Origin of the sequence: Dendronalium phyllosphericum CENA369, from assembly GCF_016056275.1 — a bacterium.
In the GTDB taxonomy this organism is placed as follows: Bacteria; Cyanobacteriota; Cyanobacteriia; order Cyanobacteriales; family Nostocaceae; genus Dendronalium; species Dendronalium phyllosphericum.
This window is the reverse complement of record NZ_JAECZA010000224.1, coordinates 33,655-57,557: the sequence shown is the minus strand read 5'-3', so window position 1 is coordinate 57,557 and position 23,903 is coordinate 33,655. Positions and strand designations below refer to the sequence as shown.

Genomic DNA, 23,903 nt, shown 5'->3' with positions numbered 1-23,903 from the left:
ATGAATCCGGTACTGTCTCCCTCGATTAAATATTGGCTGAACTTTTTTCACCCACTGCTGATGTGGGTATTATTGGCAATCTCACTTTACGCTGCTTATTTAGGGCTACAAGTACAGCGTACCAGAAGCGCTCAAGGAGAAGAAAAGAAAGAACTAATTAAAGGTAGATATAACGTCAGACACTATCAAATTGGGTCAATACTTCTAGCTTTGATGGTGACAGGTGCGATTGGTGGTATGGCTGTCACATATATTAACAATGGTAAGTTGTTTGTAGGGCCGCACCTGCTAGCAGGACTTGGCATGACAGGTTTGATTGCATTTTCTGCCGCCTTATCTCCTTTTATGCAAAAAGGAGCCAATTGGGCGCGGGCAACTCACATTTTATTAAATTTCACGCTTTTGGGACTATTTGCTTGGCAGGCTATCACTGGCGTGCAAATTATCCAAAGAATTCTCACTAATGCATAGTGGCTAGTTAGTTGTCAGTTGTTAGTAGTCAGTTGTCAGTTGTTGGTTATTTATCTTTGCTACTGACCACTGACCATTGACCACTGACTCACCGCTTTTTCTTGAAACTGCCGGGAAAAGCTATATCCAGAGATTGATGAAAATCCTCTTGGACTTTACGTGTTAAGCGGCGAGAGACTTGACGGACAATTTGGTTGAGGACGCGATCGCCTGTAGATTGAATTAAAGACTTGGGCAATCGCTGAATAAACCGAGGAAAGTGAAGGTGAACTACTAAATCTAATTCCCATTCCACTCGTGTTACTTCACCCAGATTGTTGGAAACATTTTTAGTCGCATTTGTTAGCTGTAACGATGCTCGGTAGTCTACATCGTAACCAGGAGATTGATAATCAGGAATGGGGATTGTCCGAATGTGGTAAACTCCTTCATCTGGCGGTAATAGTTCTAAACCAATTTTTGGCTCTACCTCATAACCAAAAGAGCCAAAACGACCGATTGTCAAAGCATAACCATTTTCACCCAGAGGTTGCACCTTCATTGGTTCGGCACAGCGCGTAAACCACGAACTGTGAGCATTAAGATACTTAACAACTGTATCTACTGAAGCATACATTTCCATACAATCGCTATAACGACCGTAAAACTTGGTCGGTATCCCTACAGATGCTTCCTGGGATGTTTCCTCAGTTTCTGGTTGGCTTGAGGCTACAGGTAAAATAGTTTCTGGTATTTCTAAAGAGTGAAATTCGCCGTTTGTTGAAAGCATCAATGCATTCCCCTCTAAGTTGGCGTTTGTCTATATTAATAATTCCCAGCTTGTTTGGGTTGTTTAGCAATGAGACTCTATTTTGACTGAAATCTCAAGAATATGTCACGAACTTTATAAAATCACTAAAATAAAGAACAAAACAAGCACATATTAGTTTCCCAGGATAGCGTGTGTTATGAAAGCATTTGTAGCAGGGGCAACAGGTGAAACAGGTCGCCGAATTGTACAAGAACTGATAGCGCGGAACATTCCCGTTCGTGCTTTAGTGCGGGATGTAGAGACAGCTAGAGCTGTTTTGCCAGCTGAGGCTGAACTAGTGGAAGGTGATGTGTTAAAACCAGAAAGCCTGACTGCTGTTTTGGGAGATAGTACAGTCTTACTATGCGCCACCGGCGCTAAACCCAGCTTCGACCCCACCGGGCCTTATAAAATCGATCTTGAAGGTACTAAAAATTTAGTCGATGTGGCTAAAACCAAAGGAATTGAGCATTTTGTCTTTGTTTCTTCTTTATGTACTTCCCAATTATTCCATCCTCTAAATTTGTTCTGGCTGATTTTAGTTTGGAAAAAGCAAGCGGAGGAGTACATCCAAAAAAGTGGTCTTACTTATACCATTGTACGACCTGGCGGTTTGAAGAATGAAGATAACACAGATGCGATCGTCATGCAAAGTGCTGATACATTATTCGATGGTAGTATTCCTCGGCAAAAAGTCGCTCAGGTTTGTGTTGAGTCACTGTCTCAGCCTGCTGCACGTAATAAAATTGTTGAGATTGTTGCCAAATCAGAGGCTACCTCTAAAAGCTTTGGGGAGTTATTTGCTAACGTGGCCTAATTAGAGAATGCTGAGTTAGGAATTAAGGCCCTTCGGACATCTTAAAGGGGAATAGTTAATTAGAGGAGTAAATGATTACATATTAGAGGGCAAAGGGATCGTTCCCCTTACTCCTTCCTCTTTTCCCTACAGGAAACCCCACCTAGCACTGTGTTGGCGAACTTTACCGAAATCAGTGCGTCGGTTATTGTTGTTAGCAAATATAGTGAATTTGAAGGAGTTTGACTCTGAAAGGCTTTGAATTCAAGGGCGTTGAAAAACTGATTGGGCCAATAGCCGCACTTCTCGCTTTCATATGTTTGTTGCAGTGGTATATATTTGGAGACTTGCGATCGCCTTCCGATCCCATCTTTAATGTCAAACAACCACCTTTAGTTATGAAAGGAGGCGATCCTTATATTCGCGCCTTAATGCGAACTATCTCAGCAAGTGAAGCAAATAGCAACCGTCCTTATTCTCTGTTATATGGTGGGCAACAGTTCAACGACCTCAGTCACCATCCTGAAATGTGCATCACAATTGTCACAGGCCCCAACACGGGCAATTGTTCCACTGCTGCTGGCAGATATCAAATTATCAACACTACTTGGTATAATCTTGCCCCCCGTTATCATCCAAACCCAAAGCAGTTAATGTTTTGGGTTTCTTATAGTTTTGAACCGGAAGATCAAGACTTAGTAGTTTACCGTTGGTTAAATGATTCGCAAGTTTGGGGAACTGATATTAGTCAACTGCTGCGTCAAGGAAAGTTAAATGAAGTTTTGCGGCGACTATCTCCCACGTGGACAAGTTTGGGATATGGCATAGAAACTAATTCTGTCAGCAGTTCTTTGCCTAAAATTTATCAAAGGATGTTGCAAGAAGAATTAAAAACAGTGAATAAATCACCAGCACCAAATTTGACGGCAACACCAACATCACAACCTAAGAAAAAGTAACTATAGTCTAGTTTTCTGGCTGCTTAGTGAAAAATTCTCTGATATTTTGCACAAATTCTAAAGTATTTTCAAAATGAATGTTATGTGCAGAATTTTTGATTATTTTCATTTGAGAAAATTTCCCTATTTTAGCCATTTGTGTATTTATATCTATAAATTTTGCATCATATTCACCAACTAGCAAAAGTAAAGGCGTTTCATGATTTTTAAGATTTTCCCATAAAGAAGGTTGGCTACCAGTACCCATAAATTGTAATGACTTAATCAATTCATTTGGATGATTCTGTAACCGATTTCCTAGCATATTCTCAAATTTAGGATGATTCTTTATAGAACCAAAAATTGGTTGATTGTACCAAGTTGCTAGAAAAGTGGCAAAATCACTTTTGGTAAAACTTCTTGCTAGTTTCCTCGCTATTTGAACATCTTGTTTAATTCGTTCTATTCTTTCTAGTTCTGTTGCCAAACCTGGAGAAGCTGACTCCAGAACAACTTTAGGAAACCTTTCTGGGAAATGCAATGTAAGATATAAAGCCAATCTACCACCCATTGAATAACCAACTAAAAAGCATTGATTAATCTTTAATTCATCTAATAAATGAATCAAGGCATTGGCAGTGTTTACCATTGTGTAACCTTCATCAGCACCTAAGACTTGAGTTTTACCGTGTCCGGGAAGGTCAATTGTTAAATAGGAAAAATCATTCGTTAGTAATTCTATAGCTTCGTTAAATTCCTGAATATTGCCCATGAAGCCATGCAAGAATAAAATGAGCGGTTTATTTGTATTAGATATTAAAGAATAGTTAAATTGATAATTAGTACAACCCATATAATTAGTAAATCAGGCAAGATTCTCAATTATTTACTAATGCTAAATTAATCTGAAAAAACTATGCGGAAAAGTAGTTTATTCATTGCTTCTGGTCTCGACAGATAAATTAGTTCTGTTGCCACAATATATATTGTGGTACTAGCTGATTGTTTGTATTTTGGAATTTTTAAGGTAAAAACCGATCTAAGGCTGCTTTTAGCTGTTCAATTTCAGTTTCCATATTGCCTTCTTTAGCTGCTCTAGCAATACACTCAGTTAAATGTTCGTCTAAAACGATTCTTGCTACTCGATCCAATGCACCCCGCACAGCAGCAATTTGTAATAATACATCAGGACAAGGGCTACTTTGTTGCACCATTGTTTTAATACCGCGAACGTGTCCTTCTATACGTGACAGCCGATTGACAATTCGCCGTAACGAATCTTCGCTATGGACGTGAGGATGAGCTGCATTCTCGTGGTTTGCATCATGAGTATGGGAGTGTTCTGCTTGCTGGGATATGGGCAAGGATTCATTGGCTAGTGAGTTCGATCCATTCATGGTTATCAAAGCACTGGTAGTACTAAGATCCTAGCCTAGACCACAATGGTTTATTTATAAAAACCGAAAGTCAGGTCTTTTCCCTGTCCTTATGGGTAAAACCCGAACCTGCAAAGGGGGAATCTCCATAATAGCTATGGAGCTAAATATTCAATTAATTTTAATTACAGGTAACTTGCATCCCACTCTCACTCCAGTCATGCAGGATGAGGCGCGAAACCTAAAATAGACAGCAGATATTTAGTCGGTTGGGATTTTCATCCAAGCTGTAAAAATAACTGTAGATAGATTTGTCACCGGAAATATGAAGTATAAAATATTAGCTTTTAACCTTTACGTTTCCTCTTGTCATGAATAATTAACAGTTAAGCTGATAAATTTAGGTTGTGATTATGCGATCAAAACTAACCCGTTCTCTACGTCAACTCAGTACTCATGTGCTAGCAATCTTTTTAGGAGTTTTGCTAACAGTAAGTTCTCTGCGGGTGTTACCCTCTCAAGCAGAACCTGCGCCCAATCCTATAACTAACGCTGATGCACCAGAACTGATTGCCCAACGACAATCACCAGCAACCGCTGCTATCGGTAGTACTAGCTTTGTGACTGCGGCTGTAAATCGCGTTGGTACGGCAGTTGTCAGGATTGATACAGAACGTACAATTACTCGCAGAGTCGATCCATTTATGGAAGACCCCTTTTTCCGCAGGTTTTTTGGTGACGGCTTACCTCAACAGTTACCTGCCGAACAATTACGGGGTCTTGGTTCTGGTTTTATTATTGACAAGAGTGGGTTGATTTTGACTAATGCCCATGTGGTAGATAAAGCTGATAAAGTAACAGTCCGCCTCAAAGATGGCCGCACTTTTGAAGGAAAAGTTCAAGGTATTGATGAAGTCACAGATTTAGCGGTTGTAAAAATTAACGCTGGTAACGATTTGCCAGTAGCTTCTTTGGGTTCTTCTAGTAATGTACAAGTAGGAGACTGGGCGATCGCAGTTGGTAATCCTTTAGGATTTGATAATACTGTGACTTTGGGAATTGTCAGTACCCTCAAACGTTCTAGCGCCCAAGTCGGCATTTCTGACAAACGCTTAGACTTTATTCAAACTGATGCGGCAATTAACCCTGGTAACTCCGGCGGGCCACTATTGAACGAACGCGGTGAAGTGATTGGGATTAACACTGCAATTCGTCCCGATGCAATGGGTATTGGCTTTGCTATTCCTATTGATAAAGCTAAAGCGATCGCATCTCAATTGCAACGTACTGGAAAAGTTGCTCACCCTTATTTAGGCGTACAAATGCAAACTTTGACTCCTGAATTAGCAAAGCAAAATAACAGCGATCCTAATACTTCAATCCAGATACCAGAAATTAATGGTGTAGTTGTAATCCGAGTTGTAGCCAATTCTCCAGCTGCAACAGCTGGTATCCGGCGCGGCGATGTTATTGTCCAAATTGATGGCACAACAGTCACCAGTGCCGAACAGTTGCAAAACATTGTAGAAGATAGTCGCCTTGGTCAAGTGTTACAAGTGAAAGTGCGACGAGGTAATCAAACACAGCAGCTATCAGTACGCACGGCTGAGTTGCAAAATGCTTCTTAGTTAGTCCTGATAAGGGTAAGCCTTAAACATTAGGTAAATTCAGGATCGAGACACCCAAATAAGCTGAGTCAAAGCGTTAATTTCTCGATAACGCTGACACTCAGCTTTAAAAGCTTTCCATAAATTTAATACATTTGTGCATCTGCTGGCGCATTGTATCGGTATCAGCATGGAACCTGCGCCCATGACCTGGTAGCACCCATTCAAAAGAGTAATTAGCCAATTTACGCATCGATTTAATTTGTTCTGACCAGGAATACCAGCAAAAATCGTGGAATGCTACCAATTGATGCAAGCTTTCTGACCAGGCGAGATGGTCGCCAGTGAAAAGAAACTTATTTTTGTAGAGTAGAACCGTATGTCCTTTGCTATGACCGGGAACTGGAATAATTAGCAAATCTGGAGTCAGGGAAAATGGTTCTAAACCAGTTAGCTGTATTTCCACATTCCGAGTCCCTGCGGAAATTTCATCTGCATGGAGAATGCGCTGACAGTGGAAATGTTCGGCAAACTTTTGATGATCCGCTATATCATCCTTGTGAGTTAGGTATAAATAACGAATTCCCCCCATATCTTCTAAACGTTTAACTAATGGTGTCACAAAGCTGGGAGAATCAACTAAAATGTTCCCTTCTGGAAGTTGAATGAAATAACTAGCACCACCATAAGATTTTTCTGAATGATAGCCGCAGTGATAAACATTTTCGTCTACTAAAATCGGAAAACTTTGTTGAGCAATTTTGATATCGTCTGGCTTCTCAACTGTGCCAATAGAATTAGTGGGACAAGCTAAAAGCGCTTGGAGTGCTGCTAATCTTTCTGCTTCATTGTTTGGTTGATGATATACTGCCGACTGTTCGTCAACACTATAAAAAACTTCAGGAGTCATCCAGCGGCATGTATCGCAATCAATACAAGTGGTATCTACATAAAAATCGCCGTTGACATTTTGGGAGCGACGAAGATTTAAATGAGCCATATTATACCTCTCTATCCCTAGCTACTTGCTGGGCGGGTAATAAATCCCGATATCACCACGCTAGCAAAAACAAATCTCGAATAATGAAAAAATTTCACTACTAAGTATGAGAATTCGGTTTTACCGTATACTCACTTGCAAGCTTAGATATACCAGGGGGCTAATTTGGGATTGCGATCGCTATATTCTAACTATCCAACATGAGTAACTTAATAGCAGCTTTCACTGAAGCGATGGTTGCTTTTATTGCCACAAATATTGATGACATTTTTATTTTACTGCTATTTTTCTCACAGGTAAGCGGTGATTTTCGGCGGCGGCATATTTTTATCGGTCAATACCTTGGTTTTGCTGCGATCGTTATTGCTAGCTTACCAGGATATTTTGGTGGCTTGGTAGTGCAACGAGAATGGATAGGATTGCTAGGACTATTACCTGTCGCCATTGGTTTTAAGCAATTAATAGATCGAGAATCAGAAACTATAGAAGTTCAGACTGTGAGTAGTGATTTTAAACAATCCTCACATAGGAATCCGACAGTATCTTTTCTTGCGAGTATTTTGCATCCTCAAACTTATAAAGTGGCAGCGGTAACACTTGCTAATGGTGGCGACAATATTAGTATATATATTCCCTTGTTTGCTGGTCATAATCTTGCCAGCTTGGGAGTGATTTTAAGCGTATTTTTTGTGATGTTAGGGGTGTTGTGTACTGTGACTTACTTATTAAGCCGACAAACTGCTATTGCTTATGTATTAAGTCGTTACGGTAAGCGTGTAGTTCCTTTTGTATTGATTGGCTTGGGCTTATTTATTATGTATGAAAGAGGCACATTCAGCTTATTACCTTGGGTAAAAGATTAACCTATTTTGAATTTTAGATTGGGATTGATAATCAATCCTTCACGAACATTTAATATGTCTGCGATCGCATCAGATAAATTTTGTTATTTTGCTTTAGCAAAAATTTAATAATTAAATTGCGTATTCAGCAGATTTAAATACTGATAAACCTAGTATCCAAATAGACCAAGGATATGATTTAACTACACATAAAGTGCAGCAAGCTTTCGTTTTGCTGAAGGTAGCATGGCACTTAAAACTCTCACAAAGTAGTTATACGTAAACTAATCGAAAGTAATCGAATCAAACCTATAAAATACTCTTCACTCTGTAAGTAAATTTGTGTCAAGGATAAGAAAAAAACATCAAGAAATATGAAGAATAAAATTTTAGTAGTGTTTGTATTATAACTTAAATGCTTGCCACTGCGTTAATAGTGTATTACATTTTTAGGTTGTGGGTGAAGTTGCATCTGGATATTAATTAAGTTTTTTAGGTTGAACCAGAAGCCACAATCAGTTAACAGCAGTGCTTACAAAGATATGTACTTACAGTTATAACGACCTGTAGACTTCCAAAAATCTAATTAGATATTTAGGTGTTATATTTAGATTACCGAGAAATATTTTTGGTCAAGTGATTGACTGACACCTCTCCAAATTTAAATCTCTACATCATCTGAATTGGGAGATACTCTATGTCAGTTTATATTGGTAATTTATCCCATGAAGTTGAAGATAAAGACATCAGGTATGTATTTTTAAAGTACGGATCTATTAAGAAAATTCTACTATCTACGACCCAAAAAACAGGTGCAAAAATAAAATTTGCTGTTGTAGAAATGGAAAGCAACAATGAAGAAATAGCAGCAATTCATGGATTAAGAGGTACTGAATGGATGGGTTATAGCCTCAGAGTTAATAGAGCTAACAGCATCACAGATATAGCTTCTTCATGCTAGTTTTAACTACTAATGTAAGGATCTAATTTTTATTTTTTGCTTTCAAAGAATATTGTGTAATTTACGCCATGATTACTCGCTCGCATCAGGTGGAACTTTAACTATTTAATCTAGTAGGAGAATTTTGATGTCGAAGGAAAGAAAATGTAACCGAGAAACTAAAAAACTCAAAAAAGACCCAAATAGATATGACAGTTAGGCTAATATAGTGTATCGGGATGCAATCCCATTACCCTAAATTGACCAACTTAATAAAATAATCAGAGAATAGCTCCAATTTTCCCTATAAGTGGAGTAATGGAAGCGCAAAGCTTTATCAAGCTAATTATTTAATGAAGTGAAGTTGAGTAGAAATTGAAAATTCAAGCATTGAATGTCAAGGCTGGCGATCGCATTATTGCTTACTGCAAGAATAAAAGGCAAATCTGCAAAGTCAAACAAATTTTAGATTTAGGTCAGACGAATATCACACTCTCAGTATTCACAACTGAGCATTATCGCGGCTGCTTGGTCTCATGCGTAGTCCGGTTCCAGTGGGACGCTTTAGTTGAATTAGTAAGTTAAAGCTTTTCTGGCTTTATTCAAACTTGCATTTTCGGGAAAATTTGTTACATTACTTTACAGGCAGTGGTAATTGTAATAACGCTTGAACGAAGGAAATTTAATCATGTCAGGATTCAAGACTTCTACTTCTACTGTTTCAAACGATCGTAATGGCGTACGTTTTGGATTCACTCCTGAGAGTGAAAATTGGAACGGTCGTTTTGCAATGATTGGCTTTGTCTCTATTATTTTGCTCGAAGCTTTTTCTGGGCAAGGATTCCTTCATTTCTGGGGTATCCTGTAAATTATAAATTTAATTCTTTGAGCTAATCTGTTAGTCCAGCAAATTAGTTTGATGTATTAACGGCTCAGGTATTTATGCTTGAGCTTTTTTGATACAAAATTCAGACTACGAACGAAAATATAAGCTTGAAAAGTCAAAACCTTTTTTCTGGAGTTCTCCATGACAGACTTAACCTTTCCCGTCCAACCCGCCGTTCTTATCACAATCATAGGTGAAACAGTCTTGAAAGAACGGATTATTAAGCTGCTAAAAAGCCATAATGTCAGCGGTTACACCATTAGTCAAGTACAAGGTGAGGGCGGACATGGAAGACGCTTGGCAGATATGGCAGGTTACAACACGAATATCGAAATCAAAACTCTTGTTTCATTAGAAGTATCTGATGCTATCTTTTGGGCACTAAAAGATGAGCAAGGCAAGCACGCTTTAATTGCCTTCCGACACAATGTAGAAGCTTTCTATTAATTAACCCGTTTTTATCAGTTTGAGCTAAAATATTGCGTCTTTGTTAATTATACTGATTTCAAAAATTCGCTTTTTAAATTTTAGTTTAGCTGTGAAGAATTAAACTTGATAAACTAACTTCCAACTCACCATCATTAGGATGGCGTAAATAATGAATCGTAGAGGGCGTTGAGGAGTTAGTTCGCAAATTTTCGCACCTAACAGCACACCTGGAACCGAACCTAACCATATTGGCAATACCAGACTCCAATCAACTGTTCCCAAGGTGAGATGTCCGAGGGATGTAAACATTAACAAAATTGCTGCTTGAGAAATATCTGTACCTACTAATTTACGGGCATCAAGACGAAAAAAGGCAATTAGCGCCAAAGCAAACATTGAACCGGAAGAAACGCTAGTTAGACCAACTAAACAGCCTAAAACCGCTCCTAATGCCATTGTGAGAAAACGCCCTAAATTAGTTTTTAAATCTAACTTTGGCAGTTCGGGTAAAGTGAACTTGGGGAAAAAAGTCAACAGCAACAATTGTATAAGAGCTAACATTGTGATTAGCAGAATTGTTACTCCTAGCAAGCGCAGCAAAATATTGTCTAGGTTATGCTCTCCTGTACGTTTGATCCAGTGCAAAATTCCTACTCCAAATAGCGAACCAGGAACACTTCCTAGTGCTAACCATTTGACTGCTTCTGTATCTAGAGTTTTTTGTTGCCAGTGTTTGACGCTGCCGACTACCTTCATTAAGGTGGCAGCCACAACATCAGAACTCACAGCGATAGAAGGCGGCACTTGGAAGATGAAAATCAACATTGGGGTGATCAAAGATGCTCCACCAATTCCTGTCAAACCAACAATAATGCCAACAAAGAAGCTGAAGAGTGGTAGTAATAAATAGTGCATACTCCTATCCAGAAATGGTTTTTCAAGTGGAATCAGCTCGTTAAAAATTCAGTTTGGTTTTACTGCTAGAACACAGCAAAGCAGGCAAACTAAGGCCCTTTGTGAGACAAAGTTCCTGGTAGTAGGTTATTGCACCTTTGCATTTCTAAATCCAAAAGGCGGTAAGTTCATCGGCTTACCGTATTTTACTCATAATTACGATCAAACGTCTAGCGTAGTCGTTTTCTCTATAGCACTCAATTTAGAGGATGCTACATAGCAGCAAAATAGAGCAATCTGCAATTCAGTACGTCAAAAACTTATTTCAGAGTGCCGATTGGGTTGTGTATCAGTCTGTTTAACTCAAATAGAATAGACTTGATAACACTAAACATCGCTAAAGCATTACTGAGCGATGAGTTCTATGCACTCTTGCGGACTCAGTACTTGCGTTAATTGAACTTTACTTACTTAACATGGAACATGCGAACAAAGAGCGTCGATCGCTTCTTTCTTTTCTAAAAAACCTATTTATTGCCCGTTGGCGATCGCTCTTACTTCTTTTGCTCGGAGTATATTTACCTTTACAGGTCTTTGAAATTCTGGCAGTAAAGATTTGGCAAAATGCAGGTGGCTTTCCGTGGGATTTGCCGATTCTTTGGGCTGTTCACTCTACAGCCAACCCGCAACTGGATGTTTTGGCGGTAATGCTGGCTAGATTTGGATCGTTTTGGACAGCCTTACCGATTTTAGGTGCGATCGCACTAATATTACTATTCCAAAAACGCTGGAGAACGTTAGCCTATTTACTCACCACTTCAATAGGCAGTTCCATTATTAACCGCACAGCAAAAGAATTCATGCATCGAGTGCGTCCTAATCTCTGGGAGTCCAGTGCGCCTGAGTTTGATTTTGCCTTTCCTAGCGGTCATGCGATGACAAGTATGACATTAGTAGTAATTTTGTTAGTTTTAACTTGGGCTAGTCCTTGGCGCTGGTTGCTTTTGGCGTTTGGCAGCTTGTATGTAGTGGCTGTTGGCTGGTGTCGTCTTTATTTGGGGGTTCACTTTCCTAGTGACATTCTTGCAGGCTGGATGGTTGCATTAGCTTGGACAATTGGCGTAAGTCTAATTATCAAACCATATGTGACTAAATCAATTCCCATAAGTAGCGATCGCCCTGAGGATGAAACTTCCTTACTCCCCGAAGAAAAACAGTTAATTCAATAATCAGCGTTCGAGTTGCACATTTGAATTTCTTGGAGTTCCCTTACACCCCTACACCCATTTTTAAGAAATCAGGAACTAGGGACTAGGGGCTGGGAACTGGCATTTTTACACGCGTAAGTCCTGTCAGTACTCAACACTTTCAAGTAGTGAGTATATACTTCAGCTTTTTTGTATTAAAGGGCGATCGCTAATTCTTTAACCTACTATACCAATAGTTTGATGCTTTTTATTGCGATTAAATTAAGTGCTTGACTTTAATTAACAAGTAATATCATGTCCGCCCAATTAGTTATCAAAAAAACTCTCCGCGTCCCCCCGTCCCTGCGTCTCCGTGTCAGTCCTAATGATAAGTCTTCAACCGGACATGATATAACTATCTGTCAGCAACATTAATTTTAAAGTTAAGTTTTAAACGATACAAAAAATATTTTTGTATCTTGATATACATATAAAACTAAAGAGGAATAAAATTTGAGTATTCTGGAATTTTCATTACTAATTTGGATTGGCTCATTTAGTGCGGGCTTAGTAGGAGCGCTAACTGGGCTAGGCGGTGGAGTAGTAATTGTTCCTTTATTGACTTCAGTATTTGGTGTTGATATTCGATACGCTGTTGGTGCTTCATTGGTATCTGTAATTGCTACTTCTTTAGGTGCGGCATCTACTTATATTAAACAAGGCTATACAAATTTGCGATTAGGAATGTTTTTAGAAGTAGCAACTACAACTGGCGCGATAATTGGAGCCTTAATTGCTACTTTTGTGTCTGTAAAAGCGCTGACTATAGTGCTGGCGATCGTCCTGATGTATTCAGCATATCTTTCACAACGACCCAGAATTGAACATACCGAAGATGAAGCAACAGATCCCTTAGCAAACTATTTGAAACTGAATAGTACTTACCCAACTCCTGAAGGATTGGTATCTTATCAAGTTCAGTCTCTACCAACAGGGTTTGGCGTAATGTTAATCGCTGGAACGCTTTCTGGGTTGTTGGGTATTGGTTCTGGAGGATTCAAAGTGTTAGCAATGGATCAGGCTATGCGCCTACCATTCAAAGTTTCTACCACTACAAGCAATTTTATGATTGGCGTAACAGCCGCAGCCTCCGCAGGGGTTTACTTAGCACGGGGTTATATCGATCCAGGACTGTCAATGCCAGTGATGTTAGGAGTGCTTCCCGGTGCTTTTTTAGGCGCAAGAATTCTTCAAGGAGCTAAAACGCAGATGTTGAGAACTATCTTCAGTATTGTGCTGGTAGTAATGGCTTTGAAGATGGTTTACAACAGTCTCATAGAGGGATTATAAAATGTCTAAATTTATTTTAGTTTTTGCTGGGACTGCTCAACACAGTCAAAATTCATGATGCAGCAAGAACCATCTGATATGGAACAACTACAAGAACAGTCTATCAGTACTGTGGCACAGATGCTAAACGATTGCGGGATTGATGCTGATGAGAACTCAATCGAAACGCCAACTGAAGGGCAATTGGCAAATTTACTTAGTAATCTCTTGAAATATGGTGTTTTAATAGCTAGTGCAATTGTCTTGCTAGGAGGTATATTGTACTTGATTCGCCACGGTGCTGAACCTGCTGAATATAGGGTTTTTCGAGGAGAACCGTCTGAGTTTAGCTCCCCAGCAGGCGTGTTGAGTGCGGTTTTATCAGGTAGCCGTCGTGGCATTATTCAACTTGGACTGCTGCTATTAATTGCCATTCCAATTGTGCGCGTACTCATTTCCCTTGTAGCTTTTTTACTACGAAGAAAATTTATTTATGTGAGCGTTACTCTGTTAGTACTAGCTAGTTTAATTTACAGCCTTGTAGGAGCTTACTATTAATATTTACAGAGCGATGCTTGTACAAGCCAATAAGATTGTAGTGTCATTGTTCGCACTGACTGGAACCATCGGAAGGTAAACTCAGTTGCTTGCGAATTTCTGGGTCGTAACAAGCATCATCCCAATTTTTAGCGGCTTTTAGCTGTTGCAGAGTCAGGTTTCGGACACCTTCAAAGTTTGCACCTTCAAAGTTTGCACCTTCAAGTTTGGCTCCTTTAAGGTTAGCGCGTTTTAATTTGATATCTTTAAGGTCGGCATGTGCAAGGTTGGCATTAGAGAGGTCAGCATTAGAAAGGTCAGTATTGGAGAGGTCAGCACTGGAAAGGTTGGCATTAGAGAGATTGGCTCTTGACAGGTCGGCACTGGAAAGGTCAGCACTGGAAAGGTTAGCACTTTTAAGGTCGCTGTATTCAAGCTTGGCATTGAAGAGGTTAGCACTAGAAAGGTCAGCATTTAGAAACCTAGCCTTAGAGAGTTTAGCCTTAGAAAAATCACTGTGTTCTAGATTCGCACCTTCAAGATTAGCCCCTTTAAGATTAGCGCTGAAGAGCTTCGCACTTTTAAGGTCAGCATTTTCAAGGTTTGCATCTTCAAGATTGGCACTAAAAAGGTCAGCATTTTCCAGATTAGTATTAGAAAGCTTTGCATCTTCAAGGTTGCCATTAGAGAGCTTGGCATTTTCAAGGTTAGCATGTTCGAGATTGACATCATTAAGTGGAGTAAGACTTAGAGAAATACCTTGCTTAACTAGTTTTTCCAACGCGTCAATTCTTGCTTTTGTATCATTTTGACTTTTAGCGGCTTCAAAATTATTCCAAAGTTCTTGTAGTTGCGTTTCTTGTTGGGCAACGTTTACAAAGTATATCGATAAAGCCACAAGGACAAGGGTAACAAAACCAAACCCAATCAAATAAAAGCGATGATTTTGGATATACATGGTAATTTGCTAAATAAACTTCCACCTTCACTCGATAACAAAAAAGTTACAGGTTGATATTTTGAAAACGCCTTGGTTTAATTTAGTAATTTCTTGGGTTAAATTAGTAGTTGTGTGAGAAGATGTATTTTTCTCAGCATCAAAGATTAAAGGTAAATGTTATTACCTTATAAAGATTTAGCATCACACGTCATATTGGCAGAGATATTGCAAAACTATGACGAAAATATGACTAATGTGAGATTAAAAGCTGAAAAAGTAAGTTAATTGATAAATGGCCTACCGTGTATACACAAGTCGATTTTTCGACTTGAATTTAGGGTGCGTTAGAACGTTACGTCCACAACACACCGAAAATATTGAGTGTTGCAGTACTCTCGGCGATCGCACACCCTTGTATCTTAGAAGAAGTGGTAGAGCGTAGCTTTTTAAGGGGAGATCGATAAGTGCCTAAAATCACAGCAAACCACTTTTCAAACAACCTCTAACATGTTCAGATGATGTACAGTTTGGCAGCAAGCCTTTCGTGCAGCGTCTCCATCAGGAACAGAAAAAGATAGGTCATCTGATAGTGGTAAAGGAGTAATTTTCAATTACGAACCCTGTAAAAGGTCGTTGAGTGCACTAATATTTTGTTGAATTTCGTTTGTGAAAAAATTTCTAAATAAATCCAAGCTTTCTACAGGAAAATTTCCTAATCCAAAAGCAAATGCTAAACTCAAAACTCCAATTGATAAAGCTAAGAGTCTGCCAAAACAACCTGGGTTAATTTCTAAAAAACCTAATTTAGATTGTCCGATAACAGCAATTGTTAAAAAGACAATTCCTGCTATTAACAAAGAATTTGTTGAAGTCAAGTTTGTCATTTTATTATTAAAATTATTTGTCATCCTTATTGTAGCTATTATTTCGGCTGAGTTTCTGTAATTACCATGCAGAGAAACTATTATTTTAATAAATTTAAACTATTCAAATGCTAGTACTAAACTTTTATAGAAGTCTCACATTATAAATAAAGCAGCCTTTATAAGTATCGAGCGATCGCTTTGAACTAAGTATACTCCTTCGGGGTGACACTACCGGATGTTATTAATTAGCTCTACTTCTGGAAAATCTGAAATTGTATCGCTCTAGCACTAGACTTTTGTCTCGTTTTCAGATTAAACTACACTAAGTCGGTAGAGTATATAGGTTTTATGGAAAGCGTCCAAAAAGTGAGTCAAGACTTAAACTTAGCAAAACAAAAAATTTCCCAGCAGTTAGAATCAACTGCTCCAGAGGAGTTCAAAAAAGACCTTTTCACAAAACTCAGAGGTGGATTCTTTCTAGTATTAGGATATCTGTTGTCACCACTATGTTGGTGGAACGATTTATTATTTAACTTGCCAATTGCTTACGGTTTTGGGTATGTATGTAGTTTACTTTCACCTAAATTACTTATACCTGGTTCTATTATAGGATACTGGCTCACTAACATTGTGGGTATTCTTTTGATGCAAGTAGGCTCTGCTGATATTTTCCAAAATGAATCTAAAGAGCGTAATCTGAAAAAAGAATTACTCACAGGTCTGATTTCCTCAACTATTTTTACACTTGTGGTTATAGTATTAATGCAATTGAAAATTCTTGATGCTCCTGCTTTATTTTCTAACAATTAATGAAGATAGTTAAAGTTTTCAAATAAAAGCGATCGCTACTGAAAAATATCAGCTTAATACTCTCCAAAAACCTCAATTTTCATTCAATTCTAATAATTCAGTCAAATTCATAAATTTTGGCACATCCTTACCAACTATTAATGGTAGTTTGCCGTTCCATTTTTCTATTGTTTGCCTTTGCAATATTTCTGAAGTTAAACCATCGCGTAGTAATCTGTGTGCTTCGGCCTCTCCTCTTGCTAAATTGACTTTGGCTTCAGCCTCTTTTGTTGCCTTTAGTGCAATGAATTCTGCCCGTTTTGCCTCTTGTTCGGCAATTTGTTTTGCCTCTACCGCCTCACCAAATCTTTCAGAAAACTCAACGCGGACAAGAGAAATGTCATCAACTGCAATATGATAGCTGTGCAGTCTTGTAATTAATGCATTATCTACTTCTGCTTTAACCTCTACTCGTCTCGTAATAACTTCTTCAGCAGTATACTTGGCAATGACTGCTTTGATAACTTCTTCAACTGCTGGATTAATAATTCGAGTAATTACACTTTTCTTCTCCCCAATCTGTTGAAAAATAGTATTTGCTTCTTCCGGGATAATATGCCAATTAAGTGCTACATCCGTAAATACGTCTTGTAAATCCTTTGAAGAAGCTTCCGCCGAAATTTCCTGATTTTGTACGCGAATGCTTAGTTTTTCTACAGTATTGACTATAGGAATAATGACATGAATTCCTTCTCCTAATATTTGGTCTTGTACTTTGCCAAACTGCATTAATACTCCGCGTTCTCCTGCATTGACAATCACAAAAGGCGTAAGTAATATCGTTATCAAACATAAAAGTGCAGTCAGCTTACCGGCACTGTTAAGATTAAGAGCTTTATTTGTTTTCATCGCTCTATTAAAAGGAAAGTAAAGAATAGAGAATGGAAAGGGATGCAAGGTCTTGTGACTATATAGTATTGAAGAAGAAGAATTTTTATAAGCTGTAAATTAGTTACCTATCAATAGAATGCATTTAACAAGATAAATTTTTAATTTAATTTGTCAAACACACAAAATTGGTAGGAATACAGTATTTTATGTTCCTGAATAGCAGTATGTCATAGCTGTGCTTACCAAACAAGCTCGTTGAAGGCAGATATTTATAAGATTTACGCAGCGATACGAAAAATCAAGGTTTTGAACAAGGGGTGTAGAGGTATAAAGGTGTAAGTGGGGAAAATCTTTATACCCAGTATCAACACAGGAGTTTTTTGCGTAAGTCTTGATTTAAACGAAACTAAACAGAAGTGCAACACTTCCAAACTACGTATTTATTACAGCAAATTTCAAAATTCTGCTGTATATCTAGCTATTCCTAGAAAACTCCAAGAAATTAATTACCCCGCACCATCGGTTGTTTGCTGTCAACCGTAAACAGTCATTAACTGTTTATCTAATTCGATGAGATAATCTCTGCCGTATGGGCCATTTTCTAAATCTGTGACAAGATGGCTGGGAATGTCTTGGGTAATTTCCTCGCTGCATGAACCAGCTCCCAGTGCGATCGCCGCTACTGTATCCACATCGCCTGTAAAAGCGATACAATCTTGTAAAAGTTCGCTCATACTGTCATTTCGCATCACCGCAGTAATAGCTGCCCTCACACTCATCCAACCTTTAGACTTGACTGTACCCTCCCAAGGCTGAGACCAATTCCCAGAGACATAACCTTCTAGAAACTGTCCTAATTTGTGTTTTGGCCCTAGTCGATAAATAAAGTAGTGTGACATCAAAGCGGCTACTACAGCTGCATCGATGCCATCGGGTGTATTATGGGTAATTGCGGCTTGAATTGTTGCCGCCTCAATAACTTTTTCTGGCGTGCGATAAATTCCAATTGGTGCTGCACGCATTGCCGCCCCACTTTTATCACTATCGGGGCGAATTTTAGCTAAAAACTCTTTTCCATCTGGGATTTCTAGCAAAAATTGGTAAAAACGGCTGGCGTAACCTTCTCTAGGGTCGCGTTTAAAAGTTTTAACGAAACTGTTAGCTAAAACTTCTGGTGTCCACGGCAATTGAGCCACTATGACTTCGGCGATAGCAATGCTCATTTGCGTATCATCTGTATAGCTGCCGGGGGTGAGTTGATGACGGGGATGCTTGAAATATTGACTTAAATCATTGTCAGCGCTCATTTCGTTGGCGTATTCAAAGCCTGCGCCATAAGCATCCCCAATTGCCAACTCTAGTAACATAATTGTCGGTTGTTAGTTGTCAGTTGTCAGTTGTCAGTTGCCACTGACCCTACTCTACTCTTCTCCTAATGGAGACGCTACGCGAACGGGAACGGCTTCGTCGAAGGAGAACGGCTAGTCTTCGGCAACGCCAAGGGCGAACGCCGAACGGATGATGCTCCTGCATCCCTAACGCCAGTTACTTATGAGAGAAATCCCTAAAACTACATCGACTCACCACTGACCACTGACTACTGACCACTAACTAAATTAAAAAAGACCGCGCCAGCATAAAGCTAGAAATTGATTTAGCATCTACTGTCTCTCCTTCAAGGATAGCTCTTTCTAGTTCTTCGGGAGTTAACAATACAGTCTCAATGTCCTCGTCCTCATCTCCTGGTGGCGGTGTTTCTAGCTTTTGCAAATCTCGTGCGAGAAAAGCATAAATTATTTCGTCAGAATAGCCAGGAGCTAAAAAAAATTCGCCTAGTTTATCCCATTTTTGGGCACTATAGCCTGTTTCTTCTTCAATTTCACGTTGCACTGTCTCTAAGGGATCTTCATTACGTTCTACAGTGCCAGCAGGAAACTCTAATATTCGGCCTTGAATTGCAAAACGATATTGGCGCACAAGTACAAGTTTCCCTTCTGCTGTTACAGGTACAGCTAGAGCGCCGCCAGGATGGCGAACACACTCCCATTCTCCCTCTATGTTGTTGGGCAAACGCAAGCGATTCACTTCAAAATCAAACTTACGCCCCTTGTAAAGTAAGCGTTGTTTTAGTAATTGTGGTAATTCTCTACCTAATGGCATAATAAAATTTTGTAATTTTTAAATACACAGATAAACACTGCTGTTGACTGTCAAATCAGCGTTTTGTGCGTTTATGGGTGGTAATTTTAATTGCCCTTCACCAAATGTACATCAGAACAGTCTACCTCTTTTACCAGCTCTTTAATTACTCTTCCGGAAACTGGTTCTATCCAATTTGCGGCAATTTCCGCTAGTGGTACTAAAACGAAAGCTCGCTCTCGCATTCTGGGATGGGGAATCTGGAGGGTTGGCGTATCTAGTATCAAGTCATCATATAACAACAAATCTAAATCAAGCGATCGCGGCCCCCAATGTTGCTGACGCACTCTGCCAAATTCTTGCTCTATTGCTAACAAAGTATCTAACAATAGCTGCGGTGGCAATTCTACCTGCAAAACAGCGCAGCCATTCAAGTAATCTGGCTGGGGTGGCCCTACAGCTTTAGTTTTATACCATCTGGATTTTGCTTGCAGAAGAATACCCGGTGTGTAGACTAATCTTTCTATCGCTGCTTCTAAAATTGTATGAGAATCCCCAATATTACTACCAAGAGCAACTGCACATCGCGCCTGCATCACATCGATCCCACTAGCTTTTAATCAAATATTCTTTGGTACAACAGTGCATTTTTAGTCACAGTTTGACAGAGTATTTTTAATAATCTTATTGGTTTAATTAATTACACAAAACCCTGATATTTTTTCTCATAAAATAAAAATATATAAATTTAAAAATACATTGTATAGTACTGAATTCAGTTAATATTTTATAGGCTATTATACTAACACGAACGTGGTACGCTAATCCCAAAATCATTACATGGTGGTTAAGTGTCAGCTACTTTGAGCGAGGAACTGACGTAGGGAAGTTTACCTCCTAGTTCAAGCAACGAGCAACTAATTTAAGTGACTCTGACAAGGAGGAACCACGATTGCGGCCTGGTAATCGTTACGAAAGTGAAGAATCCACACAAGAAAGCTTACCCCCAACAAGACCGGCGAGGGGAAGGCAGTTTTTGAATCAGATGAGCGGTATTTCATCTGGGATCGTTAGTAGGTTTACCAGTCGCGATAAACCGTTTTATCGTCGCCTCTGGTTTTGGACTGGCTTAAGTGTAGGTGGTGGGATCGTTGCCCTAAGCTATGTTTTAGGGTCAGTAGATCGGAGTTTACCGGATAAATCGGAACTCAAAGCCCTTGTCCGAGAACAAACATTGACCATCAAAGCTAGCGATGGCACTATCCTACAACAACAAGGAGAAGCGACTAGAGAACAGCTAGCCCTCAAGCAGATACCTGAGAAGTTGAGAAAAGCTTTCATCGCTTCAGAAGATAGAAGGTTTGAGCAGCATAGTGGAGTCGATCCCCAAGGAATTATTCGAGCAGTTTGGAATAATTTGCGATCGCAGGATGTAGTTGAAGGTGGTAGCACCATAACTCAACAACTAGCGCGAATTCTCTACCTCAAACAAGAGCGGACAATCTGGCGCAAACTTAAGGAAGTCCGTCTCTCGCAAAAAATGGAGCAAGAATTGACCAAAGACCAGATTCTAGAGCGTTACCTGAATTTGGTGTACTTGGGGTCTGGGGCTTACGGTGTAGCAGATGCATCATGGGTATACTTCAGTAAGCCTGTAGATAGCCTTTCTCTAGGGGAAATGGCCACAATTGCTGGATTAGCTCCCGCCCCAAGCTTATATTCTCCAGAGCAGAATCCACAAGCAGCTAGACAGCGGCGGAATCTAGTATTGCAGCGAATGCAAGAAGATGGAATTATCACAGCAGCCGAAAGACAAGCAGCGGCCGCGCAACCAATCGTTTTAAAAAGCAGCTTACCCAAGCGACTGCAAGTAGAATCTCCCTACTTTACCAGCTACATCCAGAAAGAATTGCCGAAGTATGTTTCTGCCGATGTGCTAGCCAACGGGGGTTTAGTAGTAGAAACCACCTTGAACCCAACTTGGCAGAAAGCAGCAGAAGATGCAGTTGCCAAAACCTTGCGAAATCAAGGTCGCTGGGAAAACTTTCAGCAAGCAGCTTTAGTAGCGATCGACCCCCGTAGTGGTACGATTCAGGCAATGGTTGGGGGGAAAGATTTTGGTAAAAACCAGTTTAACCGCGTTACCCAAGCACAGCGTCAGCCAGGATCGACATTTAAAGGATTTGTTTATGCCACAGCTATAGCTACTGGTAAAAGTCCTTACTACAGTTACTTAGATCAACCGTTTGTAGTCGATGGTTACGAGCCAAAAAACTATGGTAAAAACTTCCACGGCTCGATGACTATGCGAGATGCTCTTACCCGTTCCATCAATATAATTGCGGTAAAGGTCTTAATTGATGTGGGATTTGAGCCAACGATTAAACTAGCTCATGCTATGGGAATTAAATCGGAACTCAAGCCCACTTATTCCCTAGCTCTTGGCTCGAATGAAGTAAATTTGCTGGAATTGACCAGCGCTTATGGTAGCTTTGCCACTCAAGGATTGCACGCAGAACCTCATGGCATTAGCCGCATCCTCAACCGCCAAGGTCAAGTAATTTGGTCTGATAAGTTGCAGACCAAGCGAGCGCTTGACGCTGATAGTGCTGCCATCATGACCTGGATGCTACGCAACGTAGTCACAGATGGCACTGGTGGTGCTGCTCAATTAGACGATCGCCCCGTTGCTGGCAAAACAGGTACTTCCGATGAAGCCCGCGATTTGTGGTTCATTGGTTATATTCCTCAATTAGTAGCAGGTGTTTGGCTGGGTAATGATAACAACCGTCCTACTTCGGGAAGCAGTAGCAGTGCTGCTTATACTTGGCATGAATTTATGGAAAAAGCAATTAAGGGAATGCCTGTAGAAAAATTCCCCACAAGACCCAAGTTAGACGGTCGTAAAGCCAGCATTAAGGCACAGCCTGTCAAGCCCAAAAGAATAGAAAATCGTTCTATTTCTTCAGACGATGACGACGAGCAGGAAAATACTCGAAATTCTGACGATAGTGGCTCATCTAGAAGAAGTAGAAGACGTTATCAGCAAGATGACAATACATCTTCAGATTCAGAGTCACCTAGAAGACGGCGGCGTTATCGTAGCCAAGAATCAAGTTCTAGTGATTCTTCCTCAGAGTCCTCTCGTCCCAGAAGGCGATATAGACGAACAGACTCAGATTCACAGCCTAGTAGGTCTTCTAGGCGGTCTTCATCTTCTGCAAACAATAGTTCTGGTTCGTCAGCTTCTTCACAACAACAATCTTCTTGGCGGGACAGACTTAGACCAAGCTCGTCCTCTTCACAATAAATCTGGCTTGAAAGTGCTGAGACGCGATTAATCGCGTCTGTACAAGAGTTATTCTTACCTCCCTAGCTCCTCCGCCCCTCTGCCCTCTGCTTGTAATTACATAAAGTTTGTCTGGTACACCAGTAGTACTAGGCTATTTACTCGTAAGATTTTAATATCTGAATCAAAAGATTACATTTGGTGATGCAATTACAGATTGCTGAGGTAAACTTGCAAGCAAGGTAATGCAAACTATTACTCAGCTGCTTTTTGGTCTGGGCACCACTCACAATGGAACACTGGCAATTTCTGATTCAGAAACAGGGCGATCGCTCTTGGCATGTCCTAGAGTCACCAAACTTAGACATTTTGGAAGGTCGGTATAGAGTTTTGGCTCGTTCTAACCTTCCACATACAGATGTGGAAGTGAGGGTGATTCACTCTTCAACCCAGGAAGTTCCACCAAAACGGCGAATTCAAAAGCGATCGCGACGCACTAATTCAGAAGGGTTAATGGCGGTAATTCCCTTCACTCATCTCAAGCCAGGAATTTGGCAGTTGCGATGCTCCGGCGACTTGATGTCGGATATTTTCGGTAAATCCTGGCAATACAGTATTCATTTGCAAGTTTTGTCTCAATCAGTATACGAGCCAGTAGTGGGCAATTTGGATACAGGCGAAACTGTAGAGTTCAATGTACCCGTTCACCCAGATTTTGTTGCCTATGACAACTTGATATTTGCTGCTACGACAGTGGAAGCGATCGCTACGCCAAATAACGCTGCAATCGCCGATTTTTCAACTGACAAAGAGGAAGAAGCTGTTACTAGCAACTTTGAATTTACTGAGGTGATAACAGAAGCGATCGCCTTACCTAATAACTCTGTCATAGACGATTTGCCAACTGACAAAGAAGAAGCTGTTACTAGCAACTTTGAATTTACTGAGGTGATAACAGAAGCGATCG

At 39.9% G+C, this 23,903-nt stretch carries 25 protein-coding genes and 1 pseudogene; 15 read left to right on the top strand and 11 right to left on the bottom strand.

What is annotated here, in order from left to right; genetic code table 11:
• Complete coding sequence (locus I8752_RS24765; RefSeq protein ID WP_214434892.1) at positions 1-471, top strand: DUF4079 domain-containing protein; 471 nt, start codon at positions 1-3, stop codon at positions 469-471.
• Between the two features lie 88 nt (positions 472-559).
• On the opposite strand, the gene I8752_RS24760 is transcribed toward I8752_RS24765, so the two are convergent.
• The gene (locus tag I8752_RS24760; protein ID WP_214434891.1) at positions 560-1,240 is read right to left on the bottom strand and encodes a DUF1997 domain-containing protein; all 681 of its coding nucleotides are present in this window, start codon (positions 1,238-1,240) and stop codon (positions 560-562) included.
• Between the two features lie 178 nt (positions 1,241-1,418).
• Here I8752_RS24760 and I8752_RS24755 point away from each other — a divergent pair, with 178 nt between their 5' ends.
• Positions 1,419-2,078, top strand: a complete 660-nt coding sequence (locus tag I8752_RS24755) for an SDR family oxidoreductase (RefSeq protein WP_214434890.1) — start codon at positions 1,419-1,421, stop codon at positions 2,076-2,078.
• Between the two features lie 221 nt (positions 2,079-2,299).
• A complete protein-coding gene (locus I8752_RS24750; RefSeq protein ID WP_214434889.1) occupies positions 2,300-3,016 on the top strand; it encodes a glycoside hydrolase family 24 protein in 717 nt (238 codons plus the stop codon).
• Between the two features lie 7 nt (positions 3,017-3,023).
• On the opposite strand, the gene menH is transcribed toward I8752_RS24750, so the two are convergent.
• Both menH and I8752_RS24740 read right to left on the bottom strand, forming a co-directional pair.
• Positions 3,024-3,848, bottom strand: coding sequence for a 2-succinyl-6-hydroxy-2,4-cyclohexadiene-1-carboxylate synthase (menH, locus tag I8752_RS24745; RefSeq protein WP_214434888.1), 825 nt, complete (start codon positions 3,846-3,848; stop codon positions 3,024-3,026).
• 169 nt (positions 3,849-4,017) lie between these two features.
• Entirely contained in the window at positions 4,018-4,392 is a 375-nt protein-coding gene (locus I8752_RS24740) for a metal-sensing transcriptional repressor (RefSeq protein WP_214434887.1), read from the bottom strand.
• 392 nt (positions 4,393-4,784) lie between these two features.
• Between I8752_RS24740 and I8752_RS24735 the strand changes: the two genes are divergently transcribed.
• Complete coding sequence (locus tag I8752_RS24735) at positions 4,785-5,999, top strand: HhoA/HhoB/HtrA family serine endopeptidase (RefSeq protein ID WP_214434886.1); 1,215 nt, start codon at positions 4,785-4,787, stop codon at positions 5,997-5,999.
• Positions 6,000-6,105: 106 nt separating this feature from the next.
• Here the strand turns inward: I8752_RS24735 and I8752_RS24730 are convergent, their stop codons facing one another.
• The gene (locus I8752_RS24730; protein WP_214434885.1) at positions 6,106-6,978 is read right to left on the bottom strand and encodes an MBL fold metallo-hydrolase; all 873 of its coding nucleotides are present in this window, start codon (positions 6,976-6,978) and stop codon (positions 6,106-6,108) included.
• A 200-nt stretch (positions 6,979-7,178) separates the two neighbouring features.
• Between I8752_RS24730 and I8752_RS24725 the strand changes: the two genes are divergently transcribed.
• From I8752_RS24725 to I8752_RS24705, 5 genes are all read left to right on the top strand, one after another.
• Positions 7,179-7,841, top strand: a complete 663-nt coding sequence (locus I8752_RS24725) for a cadmium resistance transporter (protein WP_214434884.1) — start codon at positions 7,179-7,181, stop codon at positions 7,839-7,841.
• Positions 7,842-8,517: 676 nt separating this feature from the next.
• On the top strand, positions 8,518-8,781 hold the full coding sequence (locus tag I8752_RS24720; protein ID WP_214434883.1) for an RNA recognition motif domain-containing protein: 264 nt from the start codon (positions 8,518-8,520) through the stop codon (positions 8,779-8,781).
• A 354-nt stretch (positions 8,782-9,135) separates the two neighbouring features.
• Positions 9,136-9,345 carry a hypothetical protein gene (locus I8752_RS24715; protein WP_214434882.1) on the top strand — a complete coding sequence of 70 codons (210 nt, stop codon included), beginning with the start codon at positions 9,136-9,138 and terminating at the stop codon, positions 9,343-9,345.
• A 103-nt stretch (positions 9,346-9,448) separates the two neighbouring features.
• Complete coding sequence (locus I8752_RS24710; RefSeq protein ID WP_214434881.1) at positions 9,449-9,628, top strand: high light inducible protein; 180 nt, start codon at positions 9,449-9,451, stop codon at positions 9,626-9,628.
• A gap of 159 nt (positions 9,629-9,787) precedes the next feature.
• On the top strand, positions 9,788-10,093 hold the full coding sequence (locus I8752_RS24705; protein WP_214434880.1) for a P-II family nitrogen regulator: 306 nt from the start codon (positions 9,788-9,790) through the stop codon (positions 10,091-10,093).
• A 99-nt stretch (positions 10,094-10,192) separates the two neighbouring features.
• On the opposite strand, the gene I8752_RS24700 is transcribed toward I8752_RS24705, so the two are convergent.
• Positions 10,193-10,990 (bottom strand): sulfite exporter TauE/SafE family protein, encoded by a 798-nt coding sequence (locus tag I8752_RS24700; protein ID WP_214434879.1) that lies wholly within the window; start codon positions 10,988-10,990, stop codon positions 10,193-10,195.
• Positions 10,991-11,445: 455 nt separating this feature from the next.
• Between I8752_RS24700 and I8752_RS24695 the strand changes: the two genes are divergently transcribed.
• From I8752_RS24695 to I8752_RS24685, 3 genes are all read left to right on the top strand, one after another.
• The gene (locus I8752_RS24695) at positions 11,446-12,198 is read left to right on the top strand and encodes a phosphatase PAP2 family protein (RefSeq protein ID WP_214434878.1); all 753 of its coding nucleotides are present in this window, start codon (positions 11,446-11,448) and stop codon (positions 12,196-12,198) included.
• 471 nt (positions 12,199-12,669) lie between these two features.
• Positions 12,670-13,506 carry a sulfite exporter TauE/SafE family protein gene (locus I8752_RS24690; RefSeq protein WP_214434877.1) on the top strand — a complete coding sequence of 279 codons (837 nt, stop codon included), beginning with the start codon at positions 12,670-12,672 and terminating at the stop codon, positions 13,504-13,506.
• A gap of 54 nt (positions 13,507-13,560) precedes the next feature.
• Entirely contained in the window at positions 13,561-14,043 is a 483-nt protein-coding gene (locus I8752_RS24685) for a DUF1634 domain-containing protein (RefSeq protein WP_225895886.1), read from the top strand.
• Positions 14,044-14,086: 43 nt separating this feature from the next.
• Here the strand turns inward: I8752_RS24685 and I8752_RS24680 are convergent, their stop codons facing one another.
• Entirely contained in the window at positions 14,087-14,980 is an 894-nt protein-coding gene (locus I8752_RS24680) for a pentapeptide repeat-containing protein (RefSeq protein ID WP_214434876.1), read from the bottom strand.
• A 593-nt stretch (positions 14,981-15,573) separates the two neighbouring features.
• Positions 15,574-15,870 carry a hypothetical protein gene (locus I8752_RS24675; protein ID WP_225895885.1) on the bottom strand — a complete coding sequence of 99 codons (297 nt, stop codon included), beginning with the start codon at positions 15,868-15,870 and terminating at the stop codon, positions 15,574-15,576.
• Between the two features lie 306 nt (positions 15,871-16,176).
• On the opposite strand from I8752_RS24675, the gene I8752_RS24670 reads away from it, so the two are divergent.
• Positions 16,177-16,638 carry a hypothetical protein gene (locus I8752_RS24670; RefSeq protein WP_214434875.1) on the top strand — a complete coding sequence of 154 codons (462 nt, stop codon included), beginning with the start codon at positions 16,177-16,179 and terminating at the stop codon, positions 16,636-16,638.
• A 72-nt stretch (positions 16,639-16,710) separates the two neighbouring features.
• On the opposite strand, the gene I8752_RS24665 is transcribed toward I8752_RS24670, so the two are convergent.
• The 4 genes from I8752_RS24665 to folK form a co-directional block, all read right to left on the bottom strand.
• The gene (locus tag I8752_RS24665) at positions 16,711-17,526 is read right to left on the bottom strand and encodes a prohibitin family protein (protein ID WP_214434874.1); all 816 of its coding nucleotides are present in this window, start codon (positions 17,524-17,526) and stop codon (positions 16,711-16,713) included.
• A 515-nt stretch (positions 17,527-18,041) separates the two neighbouring features.
• Positions 18,042-18,875, bottom strand: coding sequence for an ADP-ribosylglycohydrolase family protein (locus tag I8752_RS24660; RefSeq protein WP_214434873.1), 834 nt, complete (start codon positions 18,873-18,875; stop codon positions 18,042-18,044).
• 244 nt (positions 18,876-19,119) lie between these two features.
• Positions 19,120-19,668, bottom strand: a complete 549-nt coding sequence (locus I8752_RS24655) for an NUDIX hydrolase (protein ID WP_214434872.1) — start codon at positions 19,666-19,668, stop codon at positions 19,120-19,122.
• A gap of 86 nt (positions 19,669-19,754) precedes the next feature.
• On the bottom strand, positions 19,755-20,243 hold the full coding sequence (folK, locus tag I8752_RS24650) for a 2-amino-4-hydroxy-6-hydroxymethyldihydropteridine diphosphokinase (protein ID WP_214434871.1): 489 nt from the start codon (positions 20,241-20,243) through the stop codon (positions 19,755-19,757).
• A 356-nt stretch (positions 20,244-20,599) separates the two neighbouring features.
• Here folK and I8752_RS24645 point away from each other — a divergent pair, with 356 nt between their 5' ends.
• Together I8752_RS24645 and I8752_RS37595 are read left to right on the top strand one after the other, a co-directional pair.
• Complete coding sequence (locus I8752_RS24645; protein ID WP_214434870.1) at positions 20,600-22,957, top strand: transglycosylase domain-containing protein; 2,358 nt, start codon at positions 20,600-20,602, stop codon at positions 22,955-22,957.
• Positions 22,958-23,227: 270 nt separating this feature from the next.
• Positions 23,228-23,903, top strand: a pseudogene (locus I8752_RS37595) (hypothetical protein); the annotation flags it as partial.

Coding starts and splice junctions, on each gene's coding strand:
- I8752_RS24755 (WP_214434890.1), top strand. CDS start 1,419: ATGAAAGCATTTGTAGCAGGGGCAACAGGTGAAACAGGTCGCCGAATT.
- I8752_RS24705 (WP_214434880.1), top strand. CDS start 9,788: ATGACAGACTTAACCTTTCCCGTCCAACCCGCCGTTCTTATCACAATC.
- I8752_RS24740 (WP_214434887.1), bottom strand. CDS start 4,392: ATGAATGGATCGAACTCACTAGCCAATGAATCCTTGCCCATATCCCAG.
- I8752_RS24700 (WP_214434879.1), bottom strand. CDS start 10,990: ATGCACTATTTATTACTACCACTCTTCAGCTTCTTTGTTGGCATTATT.
- I8752_RS24760 (WP_214434891.1), bottom strand. CDS start 1,240: ATGCTTTCAACAAACGGCGAATTTCACTCTTTAGAAATACCAGAAACT.
- I8752_RS24655 (WP_214434872.1), bottom strand. CDS start 19,668: ATGCCATTAGGTAGAGAATTACCACAATTACTAAAACAACGCTTACTT.
- I8752_RS24730 (WP_214434885.1), bottom strand. CDS start 6,978: ATGGCTCATTTAAATCTTCGTCGCTCCCAAAATGTCAACGGCGATTTT.
- I8752_RS24720 (WP_214434883.1), top strand. CDS start 8,518: ATGTCAGTTTATATTGGTAATTTATCCCATGAAGTTGAAGATAAAGAC.
- I8752_RS24680 (WP_214434876.1), bottom strand. CDS start 14,980: ATGTATATCCAAAATCATCGCTTTTATTTGATTGGGTTTGGTTTTGTT.
- I8752_RS24735 (WP_214434886.1), top strand. CDS start 4,785: ATGCGATCAAAACTAACCCGTTCTCTACGTCAACTCAGTACTCATGTG.
- I8752_RS24685 (WP_225895886.1), top strand. CDS start 13,561: ATGATGCAGCAAGAACCATCTGATATGGAACAACTACAAGAACAGTCT.
- I8752_RS24695 (WP_214434878.1), top strand. CDS start 11,446: ATGGAACATGCGAACAAAGAGCGTCGATCGCTTCTTTCTTTTCTAAAA.
- folK (WP_214434871.1), bottom strand. CDS start 20,243: ATGCAGGCGCGATGTGCAGTTGCTCTTGGTAGTAATATTGGGGATTCT.
- I8752_RS24670 (WP_214434875.1), top strand. CDS start 16,177: ATGGAAAGCGTCCAAAAAGTGAGTCAAGACTTAAACTTAGCAAAACAA.
- I8752_RS24765 (WP_214434892.1), top strand. CDS start 1: ATGAATCCGGTACTGTCTCCCTCGATTAAATATTGGCTGAACTTTTTT.
- I8752_RS24665 (WP_214434874.1), bottom strand. CDS start 17,526: ATGAAAACAAATAAAGCTCTTAATCTTAACAGTGCCGGTAAGCTGACT.
- I8752_RS24660 (WP_214434873.1), bottom strand. CDS start 18,875: ATGTTACTAGAGTTGGCAATTGGGGATGCTTATGGCGCAGGCTTTGAA.
- I8752_RS24725 (WP_214434884.1), top strand. CDS start 7,179: ATGAGTAACTTAATAGCAGCTTTCACTGAAGCGATGGTTGCTTTTATT.
- I8752_RS24710 (WP_214434881.1), top strand. CDS start 9,449: ATGTCAGGATTCAAGACTTCTACTTCTACTGTTTCAAACGATCGTAAT.
- menH (WP_214434888.1), bottom strand. CDS start 3,848: ATGGGTTGTACTAATTATCAATTTAACTATTCTTTAATATCTAATACA.
- I8752_RS24675 (WP_225895885.1), bottom strand. CDS start 15,870: ATGACAAATAATTTTAATAATAAAATGACAAACTTGACTTCAACAAAT.